This is a genomic window from Pseudomonas sp. yb_9 (genome assembly GCF_043103635.1).
GTDB classification, from domain to species: Bacteria; Pseudomonadota; Gammaproteobacteria; order Pseudomonadales; family Pseudomonadaceae; genus Aquipseudomonas; species Aquipseudomonas monteilii.
Genome location: NZ_JBICKA010000093.1, coordinates 1 through 9,103 on the forward strand (window position 1 = coordinate 1; position 9,103 = coordinate 9,103).

7 protein-coding genes and 1 pseudogene are annotated in these 9,103 nt (G+C 59.0%); 7 read left to right on the forward strand and 1 reads right to left on the reverse strand.

Annotated features, from left to right (window positions below; genetic code table 11):
• Together mobF and ACF8MI_RS23140 are read left to right on the forward strand one after the other, a co-directional pair.
• On the forward strand, nucleotides 1-2,892 hold a 2,892-nt coding region (gene mobF / locus ACF8MI_RS23135), incomplete at its 5' end, for a MobF family relaxase (protein WP_392517882.1).
• Nucleotides 2,893-2,921: 29 nt separating this feature from the next.
• Nucleotides 2,922-3,537 (forward strand): annotated as a pseudogene (locus ACF8MI_RS23140) (LysR substrate-binding domain-containing protein); the annotation flags it as partial.
• A gap of 6 nt (nucleotides 3,538-3,543) precedes the next feature.
• On the opposite strand, the gene ACF8MI_RS23145 reads toward ACF8MI_RS23140, so the two are convergent.
• Nucleotides 3,544-4,473, reverse strand: coding sequence for a LysR substrate-binding domain-containing protein (locus ACF8MI_RS23145; RefSeq protein WP_009682420.1), 930 nt, complete (start codon nucleotides 4,471-4,473; stop codon nucleotides 3,544-3,546).
• A gap of 381 nt (nucleotides 4,474-4,854) precedes the next feature.
• On the opposite strand from ACF8MI_RS23145, the gene ACF8MI_RS23150 reads away from it, so the two are divergent.
• The 5 genes from ACF8MI_RS23150 to ACF8MI_RS23170 all read left to right on the forward strand — a co-directional run bounded on the left by ACF8MI_RS23150 (nucleotide 4,855) and on the right by ACF8MI_RS23170 (nucleotide 9,072).
• Nucleotides 4,855-5,625 (forward strand): ABC transporter substrate-binding protein, encoded by a 771-nt coding sequence (locus ACF8MI_RS23150; RefSeq protein ID WP_009682421.1) that lies wholly within the window; start codon nucleotides 4,855-4,857, stop codon nucleotides 5,623-5,625.
• 116 nt (nucleotides 5,626-5,741) lie between these two features.
• Complete coding sequence (locus ACF8MI_RS23155; RefSeq protein ID WP_009682422.1) at nucleotides 5,742-6,431, forward strand: ABC transporter permease; 690 nt, start codon at nucleotides 5,742-5,744, stop codon at nucleotides 6,429-6,431.
• On the forward strand, nucleotides 6,428-7,141 hold the full coding sequence (locus tag ACF8MI_RS23160) for an ABC transporter permease (protein ID WP_009682423.1): 714 nt from the start codon (nucleotides 6,428-6,430) through the stop codon (nucleotides 7,139-7,141). The genes ACF8MI_RS23155 and ACF8MI_RS23160 overlap by 4 nt, the downstream gene beginning before the upstream one ends.
• A 27-nt stretch (nucleotides 7,142-7,168) precedes the next feature.
• Entirely contained in the window at nucleotides 7,169-7,936 is a 768-nt protein-coding gene (locus ACF8MI_RS23165; RefSeq protein WP_009682424.1) for an ABC transporter ATP-binding protein, read from the forward strand.
• A gap of 23 nt (nucleotides 7,937-7,959) precedes the next feature.
• Nucleotides 7,960-9,072, forward strand: coding sequence for a DUF2817 domain-containing protein (locus ACF8MI_RS23170; protein WP_009682425.1), 1,113 nt, complete (start codon nucleotides 7,960-7,962; stop codon nucleotides 9,070-9,072).
• The last annotated feature ends 31 nt before the right edge of the window (nucleotides 9,073-9,103 follow it).

The following is a 9,103-nucleotide window of genomic DNA, read 5'->3' on the forward strand; positions in this document are numbered from 1 at the left end:
TACGCCAAGGAAACACCCGGCGAGTGGCAAGGCGAAGGTGCCGAACGGCTCGGCCTGGTCGGCCCCGTCGATCAGCTGCAACTGGCCAAACTGCTTGATGGCAAGTTGCCGAACGGCGAGCGGATCCACACCACGTTCAATGCCGAAACCAACAAGCGGCGCATGGGCTTGGACATGACATTCTCGGCGCCGAAATCGGTGTCGATGCAAGCACTCGTCGCCGGCGACAAAAATGTCACCCTGGCTCACGACCGGGCGGTGGCCAAGGCCATGCACCACGTCGAAAAGCTCGCCCAGGCACGGCGCAAGGTACAGGGCAAGTTCCTGCGCGAACGCACGGGGAACATGGTCATTGGCAAGTTTCGCCACGAAATGAGTCGCGGCAAGGATCCCCAACTGCACACCCATGCGGTGATCATGAACATGACGCAGCGCGCCGATGGTAAATGGCGTGCCTTGTTCAACGACGATATTTTCAAGGTTCAGCATGAAGTTGACGCCATGTACAAGGGCCAACTGGCCTTGGAGCTGCGCGAGCTGGGCTACGAGATCCGCGTACTCGATGGCAAAGGCAACTTCGAGCTGAATCACATTTCACGGGAACAGATCGAAGCATTCTCCAGCCGCAGCAAAGTCATTGAAGAAGCGTTGGCCAAGGACGGGAAAACCCGGGCCGACGCGACCACTCTGGAAAAACAAGTTATCTCAATGGCCACCAGGCCGCACAAAGACGAGCGCGACCACGATCTGGTGAAACAGTATTGGGTGACGAAAAGCCGCGAGTTAGGGATCGACTACGGCCCACAAAGCCGATTGGATGGCCGCGAGTATGGTGAATCAGGCCCAGCGTCAGGCGCTGGCCGCGTTCCATCTGATCCCAATCTACCCGCAGGGCTGACACCGGCCCAAGCCGTTGTGCAATACGCAATCAATCACCTGACCGAGCGTGAACAGGTTGTTACCCAGTTGGACCTGTTGACCGTGGCGCTCCAGCGTTCGGTAGGGTTGGCCGGGCCTGACCAGGTACGGGCCGAAATAGCCCGGCTGGTACAACAAGGTACGCTCATAGAGTCAGCACCGGCCTACTCAATGGCACAGCCCACGGAAAACGCGCCCGTGTTGTCGCCTGCAGGTTGGCAAGCTCACCTGCAGGAGTTGAAAGGCTGGACGGACAAGCAGGCAAAACAGTACGTGGCCACCGCCATCGAGCGCGGTTCATTGGTGCCAACCGAGAAGCGCTACACCACACAGAAAGGCTTGAAGCGCGAGAAAGCCATCCTTGCCATTGAGCGCACTGGCCGGGGCCAGGTGACGCCGCTCATGTCCCAGGAGCAGGTCGCTAAAGCACTTGAAGGATCAACCCTCACCGCTGGCCAACGGCAAGCCGTCGAGACCATCGTCAGCACGGAGAATCGGTTTGTCGGCATTCAGGGTGATGCTGGTACGGGCAAAACCTACTCCGTTGAGCGGGCCGTGCAACTGCTCACATCCGTCAACGAGGCAATGAGTTACGGCAAGACAGAGGATCAACTCGGCTATCGAATCCTCGCATTGGCGCCGTATGGGAACCAAGTTGCCGCACTCAAAAACGAGGGGATGGACGCTCATACCCTGGCCAGCTTTTTCAACACCAAAGACAAGACCCTGGACGAAAGGACTATCATTGTTCTCGACGAGGCCGGTGTCGTCGGCGCTCGCCAGATGGAACAGCTCATGCGGCTGGTGGAAAAGTTCGGGGCCCGCCTTGTTCAGCTGGGCGATACCAAACAGACCGAGGCCATCGAGGCGGGAAAACCATTCGCCCAGCTCCAGCAGAACGGCATGCAAACCGCCCGGATCAAGGAGATCCAGCGGCAGAAAGACCCCGAGTTGAAATTAGCCGTCGAGCACGCCGCCGATGGCAATACTCCCAAGTCGCTGCAGCACATCAAGCACATTGAGGAACTGCGCAACCCTATCGATCGACATCAAGCGATCGTCAACGACTACATGCAACTGACTGACCAGGAGCGTAGAGAGGTATTGATCGTTGCCGGTACAAACAAAGACCGCAAAGAGATCAACACTTTGGCGCGCAAGGCATTGGGCCTTGAGGGCCGGGGGGCGAAGTTCGACACGTTGAACCGCGTTGATATGACTCAGGCAGAGCGGCGCTACGCACCGACCTACCAGCAAGGAATGGTCATTCAGCCGGAGAAAGACTACAAAAAAGCGGGCTTGGTTCGTGGCGAGAACTACACCGTCAAACAGGCGTTACCGGGAAACATCCTTGTCGTGACCGGTGCCGATGGCCAGAGCCGTCAGATCAACTCGCGACAGGTTACAAAGCTCAGCGTCTACAAGGCAGAGCGCCCGGAGCTGTCCATTGGCGACCTGGTACGCATCACCCGCAACACGCCATCACTCGACCTCACCAACGGCGACCGGATGCGAGTTATCAGCACAGCCAACGGCATGATCGAGCTGGCTTCGACCAGAGAGCGCGACGGAAAGCCGGAGCGCGTGGTGAAGCTGCCATCGAACAAACCGCTGCACCTGGAACACGCTTATTCCGCGACTGTTCACAGTGCGCAGGGCCTAACCAATGATCGCGTGATGATCTCCGTGAACACCAAGAGCCGTACCACTTCGCTAAATCTGTTCTACGTGGCCATCAGTCGGGCGCGGTTGGAAGCGAGGATCTACACCGATGCTATCGCCGGTTTGCCGGGTTCTATTGCCAAGCGCTACGACAAAACCACGGCACTGGCGCTGCAAAAAGAGCGGGACGCCCAGCGCCTGCAGAAAGCGCACGCCCCGAAAACGGTTGTGGATGGGCCAAAAACCGAGCGAGCTTTGGAACGCGAAAAACGCATGCGGCCCAACAGCCCAAGCGGCGGCATACCAAATTAGTGAACTTTGCCTTATCTCGGCATGCCCCCTATTACCGTGCCATCCGCTCGGCTTTCGCGGTATTGCACAGCGCCACCGAGCATGTGCGCGAGAAGTCCGTCATGCGCCAGGTGACCATCAGCTTGATTCCGCTGTTTGGCATCAACCTGTTCATTCCGAGGCTGGTCGAGTTCCTGGCGCAAAACCCGGAACTGGACATCAACGTCACCTACGCAAACCACCGCAGCTATTCCAGCGAACCAGCCACTGGCCGGGCAATCACAGCGAGCCGCTGATCTCGGGTGCCGTCTCGCCCTATTGCAGCCGCGAATTCCTTCAGCGCCACGCCCCCATCGACTCGCCCCAGGCCTTGAGCCAACTGCCGTTGCTGCACGACGAAGAACGCGGCACCTGGGCCGAATGGTTTCAAGTCGCCGAGGTCAAGCACGCCAGTGCGCTCAATGGCTTGCTGCTCGAAGACGGGCAACTGGCGCTGACCGGCCTGGGTTGCTCGCTGCTGCGCGAGCCGTTGGTGGCGCCGATGTCGCCAGCGGCGAACTGGTAAAGCTGTTCGACCTGCACGTGGATGACGGCCGCCAGTACTACCTGTGCCGGCGCTCCAACAGCGAACTGTCCGACGAAAACCTGAGCTCAAGCGCAGCCTAGTGACGGCTACGCCAGCAACCGCTGATTGATCACCATTTGCTCACGCCCGCGCGCCACAATCCAACGGTGGAAGTCGCGGCAGTGGGCCTTGTCGAACGCGCCCTTGGCACCCACCAAAAAATACGCCGACGGCAAGGGCAAGGCCCGGGCAAACGGCCTGATCAAACGCCCATCTGACAACGCATCAGCCACCATTGAGTATTGCGCCAGTACCACACCCTGCCCCGCCAATGCGGCCTGGATTGCCATGGCAGACAAGGAATACACGCGGTAGCCATCGCGAATGCTTTCGCAGTCCACCTGTTGGGCCTTGAACCAGTCACGCCACGAAGGCGGCGAGGCAAACTTCGGTAGCCAGTCGATGGACAGCAGCGGATATGCCAGCAGGTCTGCCGGTTTGTTGAGCAGCACATCAGGCCGCAACAACCAAGGGCTGCACACCGGCACCACGCAATCGCGAAACAGTTCGATGGCGTTTTCCGTGGCCACGTAGTCGCCGTAGGTGAAGCGAAAATCGATGTCGTAGCCCTCTGGCGAAGGTTCGGCGTGACTGCCATCGAGAAACAAATTGAGTTCCGGGTGCTCGTCCTGCCAGGCATAGATGTGCGGTGCCAACCAATCCGACAGCAATGACGGCAAAGCGCTGATGCGCAGGTTGCTGGCGTTTTTCGACCGCTCGACCTCGACCTGGGCGATGCGCAGGCTCTCGAATGCCGCTGCGCAGCTATCGTGATAACGCTGGCCGGCGGCGGTCAGGCGAATACGCTTGCCGACCTTCAAGGTCAGGCTCAAGCCCAGGGTGTCTTCCAGCAGTTTCATTTGTTGGCTGACGGCACCGGCCGAGATACCCAGACGCTTGGCGGCCTCGACAATGCCGCCGAAACGTCCCACGGCTTCAAAAACCTGCAGCGCGCGCAGGGAAGGCAAGCTGTTCATCATCATCTCCATAGCAATCGACGGTTTTATACTTTAGCTGAGCTATAGCAAGCCACAGTTTTCGACATTTTTTGTATATGAAAAGCCTCGTATTCTGGCTTTGGCGGGTATTTACCTGTCCCGGTCAGGAGACGCCCCATGTTGTTACGCAAGACCCGATACGGTGCAGCCTCTGATGTAACCATGCGTACCAAAAAACCATAGTGGCCCGGCGACTCAGCCACCCCGGGCTTATCAGCACCGCGAAAAACAGCACCTTGCAGGCATTTTCCGTGAATTGGCCTGTATTTTGCATTAAATATATATACAGGTACTATCATATAAAGATTTTTCTGTAATACATCGTTAGCGTTCGATCCGTCAGACAAAGGAAAAACAACAATGAAAAAATTTGTACTCGCCACCGTCTTTGCATTGGCTTCCACCGGCGTCCTGGCCAAGGATTTAAGCGTCATTCGCTTTGGCGTCGATCCGACCTTCGCTCCGTTCGAATCGAAAAACCCCGACGGTCAACTGGTGGGCTTTGACATCGACCTGGGCAACGCCATTTGCGCCGAGCTGAAGGTCAAGTGCGTGTGGGTGGAAAACGCATTCGACAGCATCATCCCGGCGCTGCGGGCGAAAAAGTTCGATGCCGTGTTGTCGGCAATGACCATCAACGACCAGCGCAAAAAAAACGTGGACTTCTCCGACCGTCTCTATAACTCCCCCAACCGTTTGATCGCGAAAAAGGACAGCGGTCTGCTGCCTACGCCAGAATCCCTGAAAGGCAAGCGCGTCGGCGTAGCCCAAGGCACTACCCAAGAGACGTACGTCAAAAAAATCTGGGCGCCTAAAGGGGTGATCATGGTCACCTACCCCAATCAGGACTTGCTGTATCCGGACCTGGTCAGCGGCCGTATCGACGCCAGCCTGACCGATGCCGCCGTGGCCGAACTGGGTTTTTTGCAAACGCCTAAGAACACCGGTTTCGCCTTCGCCGGCGACGCTGTGTACAACCAGGAACTGCTGGGCGAAGGCATTGCCATCGGCCTGCGCAAGAACGAGCCGCAGCTGATGGAAGCCATCAACCGGGCACTGGCCGAAATGCACAAGAACGGCACCTACGACACCATCCAGAAGAAGTACTTCACCTTCGACATCTACAACTAAAAGCCCTGCGCTTGACCGGTGCCGGAACGCTCGCGGCTTGGTGATCCGGCGCCTTGCCCATCCATTTCGCGCAAGGGCCGGCCCCCGGGCCGCCCTTGCCAACGGAGAGACAGAACATGCTTTTACAGGGCTATGGTTCGCTCATTCTCGAAGGTACGTTGGCGACCATCCAGCTGGCACTGATGTCCATGGTACTGGCCGTCACGCTGGGCCTGATCGGCGCATCAGCCAAACTATCGAAACAACCGCTGCTGCGTCACCTGGCCGCCGGCTACACCACGCTGATTCGCAGCGTGCCGGACCTGGTGATCATGTTGTTGCTGTTCTTCAGCCTGCAGATCTGGCTGAACAACCTGACTGAATGGCTGGACACCGAACAGATTGACATCAACCCCTTCGCGGCCGGGGTGCTGACCCTGGGTTTCATCTACGGTGCCTATTTCACCGAGACCTTCCGCGGCGCTTTTCAGTCCGTGCCAGCCGGCCAGTTGGAAGCTGCCGTGGCCTACGGCATGAATCGTCGGCAGGTGTTTGTGCGGGTGCTGTTTCCACAAATGATGCGCTTCGCCCTACCGGGAATCGGCAACAACTGGCAGGTGTTGATCAAGGCCACGGCGCTGGTGTCGATCATTGGTTTGATCGATATCGTCAAAGTCACCCAGGACGCGGGCAAGAACTCCATGGACCTGTTTTTCTTCAGCGTGGTCGGCGGCCTGATCTACCTGGCCCTGACCACCGTTTCCAACGGCGTGCTGATGTGGCTTGAACGCCGCTACTCGGTGGGCGTCAGAGGTGCGCAGCTATGATCGATATCGTCCAGGAGTACTGGAAAGCCTACCTTTGGTTTGACGGCTACCAACTCTCAGGCGTGGCCATGACCCTCTGGCTGCTAGTCGCTTCCATCGCCATCGGCGGCACCCTGGCCGTGCCGCTGGCCGTGGCACGAGTCTCGTCCAATCCGCTGCTGCGCATGCCCGTATGGTTCTACACCTACGTGTTTCGCGGCACGCCGTTGTATATCCAACTGCTAATCCTCTACACCGGGATCTACAGCTTGCAAGTGGTGCGCGACCAACCGACCCTCGATGCGTTTTTTCGCGAGGGCATGAACTGCACCCTGCTGGCCTTTGCCCTCAACACGTGCGCCTACACCACGGAGATTTTCGCCGGCGCCATCCGCGCCACGCCCTATGGCGAGATCGAAGCAGGCCGCGCCTATGGCATGTCCACCTTCACCCTGTACCGGCGAATCATCCTGCCCTCGGCATTGCGCCGTTCGCTGCCGTACTACAGCAACGAAGTGATCCTGATGCTGCACTCCACCACTCTCGCCTTCACCGCCACCGTGCCCGATCTATTGAAGGTCGCTCGCGACGTCAACTCTGCGACCTACTCCTCGTTCGAAGCCTTCGGCCTGGCGGCGGTGCTGTACGCGCTGATGGTGTTTACCCTGGTCTGGCTGTTTCGTCGCTGCGAAGTGCGCTGGCTGGCCTTCTTGCAACCGCAGGCGCATTGAGTGACCGTCCTTTTGGAGACATCGAACATGTATAAGCTAAGCGTAGATGAGCTGCACAAGAAATACGGCGACCACGAAGTACTCAAGGGCGTATCGCTCAAGGCCAAAGCTGGCGACGTAATCAGCATCATTGGCTCCAGCGGCTCGGGCAAAAGCACCTTCCTGCGTTGCATCAACTTCCTGGAACAGCCGTGCGCCGGAACCATCACGGTAAACAACGAGCAAATCCGCACCAAACAGGATCTCAACGGCGCGCTGCGGGTGGCCGACCCGCGTCAGCTGCAAAAAGTGCGCACCAAACTGGCGATGGTGTTCCAGCACTTCAACCTGTGGCAGCACATGACCGTGCTGGAGAACATCATCGAAGCACCGGTGCATGTGCTGGGCGTCAAGCGCAAGGACGCAGAGGCACGCGCGCGGCAGTACCTGCATAAAGTCGGTCTGGACCCGAGCGTTGAGAAAAAATACCCGTCCCACCTGTCCGGCGGCCAGCAGCAAAGGGTCGCCATTGCCCGTGCCTTGGCCATGGAACCGGAAGTGATGTTGTTCGACGAACCCACTTCCGCGCTGGATCCGGAACTGGTGGGCGAGGTGCTGAAAGTGATGCAGGCCCTGGCCGAGGAAGGTCGCACCATGGTCGTGGTCACCCACGAGATGGGGTTTGCGCGCAACGTCTCCAACCATGTGATGTTCCTGCACCAAGGCCGGGTTGAAGAGCAAGGTCCGCCGGGTGAAGTGCTGGTCAGTCCGCAAAGCGAGCGCTTGACCCAGTTCCTCTCCGGCCGCCTGAAGTAACCCCATTTCGACAGGAGACAACCATGAGTAACGGTTTTCCATCACACCGCAGCTTTACCCAGCAGCGTGAACAATTCCTCGCCGCCGCCGAGGCCGTCGGCGCCCGTCTTAGCCATTACCCGCACCCATTGCGCGGCCCGTTCGCCGAGGCCCTGGGCACAGATGTGGCCCTGCTCGGCAACCCCCAGGCCAAACGGGTGTTGGTGGCCTTGAGCGGCACCCACGGCGTGGAAGGTTATTACGGCTCGGATTGCCAGCGCCAATGGCTGCAAACCTTCAGGGAGCGCAGCCTGCCCGACGACGTCGCGGTACTGATGATCCACTTGATCAACCCGTGGGGCACGGCCTGGATGCGTCGGGTCAACGAGGACAACATCGACCTCAACCGCAACTACCTGGACTTCACTAAGACACCACCCGACAACGCGGCTTATGAAACTCTGCACCCGATCTACACCTGTACCCAACTGCGTGGCCCCGAACGTGAGCGCGCCGATGCCCAGCTCAATGAACGGATCAGCCGCGAGGGCTGGTCGGCGGTGATGTCGATTGTCGAGGCCGGTCAGTATCGCCATCCCGATGGCCTGTTCTACGGCGGTAACAGCTCAAGTTGGTCGAACCAGACCCTGCACCGGATCCTCGGCGAACACCTGGCACACGCCGAGGTCGCGATGTGCTTCGACCTGCACACCGGCGCGGGCGATTATGGCCATCCGATGTTGATGACCATTGCCCAGGCCTCGTACCCGGCACTGCCCCAGGCCCAGGTGTTGTTCGGGCCCTGGCTGTTCACCCTGATGACCAGCGCCAACAGCCAGAGTGACACCGGCGTTGCTGCCACTGCCACCGGTTACACCTCCCAGGCCATCATCAACGCCTTGCCTCATGTGCAACTGATGCCGTTCGTGATCGAGTGCGGCACCTACCCTGGTCAACAAATCCATGCGGTGCTGCGCGACGATCAGTGGCTGCACCTACACGGCGACCCAACCGGCCCCGAAGCACGGCAGATCAAGTTGCAACTGCTTGAACAATTCTTCCCCGCGGACAGCGACTGGCAAGAGTTGGTGTGGGTGCGAACGCGGCAGATCTGGGAACGGGCGTTGTCCGCGATAGGCACGCGCGGCGGTCTGTAAAACGCACAGCACCCAGTGTGGGAGCGAGCAA

Excerpts from the sequence above, each read along its gene's own strand:
- ACF8MI_RS23170 (WP_009682425.1), top strand. The coding sequence starts at position 7,960 with ATGAGTAACGGTTTTCCATCACACCGCAGCTTTACCCAGCAGCGTGAA.
- ACF8MI_RS23165 (WP_009682424.1), top strand. The coding sequence starts at position 7,169 with ATGTATAAGCTAAGCGTAGATGAGCTGCACAAGAAATACGGCGACCAC.
- ACF8MI_RS23155 (WP_009682422.1), top strand. The coding sequence starts at position 5,742 with ATGCTTTTACAGGGCTATGGTTCGCTCATTCTCGAAGGTACGTTGGCG.
- ACF8MI_RS23150 (WP_009682421.1), top strand. The coding sequence starts at position 4,855 with ATGAAAAAATTTGTACTCGCCACCGTCTTTGCATTGGCTTCCACCGGC.
- ACF8MI_RS23145 (WP_009682420.1), bottom strand. The coding sequence starts at position 4,473 with ATGAACAGCTTGCCTTCCCTGCGCGCGCTGCAGGTTTTTGAAGCCGTG.
- ACF8MI_RS23160 (WP_009682423.1), top strand. The coding sequence starts at position 6,428 with ATGATCGATATCGTCCAGGAGTACTGGAAAGCCTACCTTTGGTTTGAC.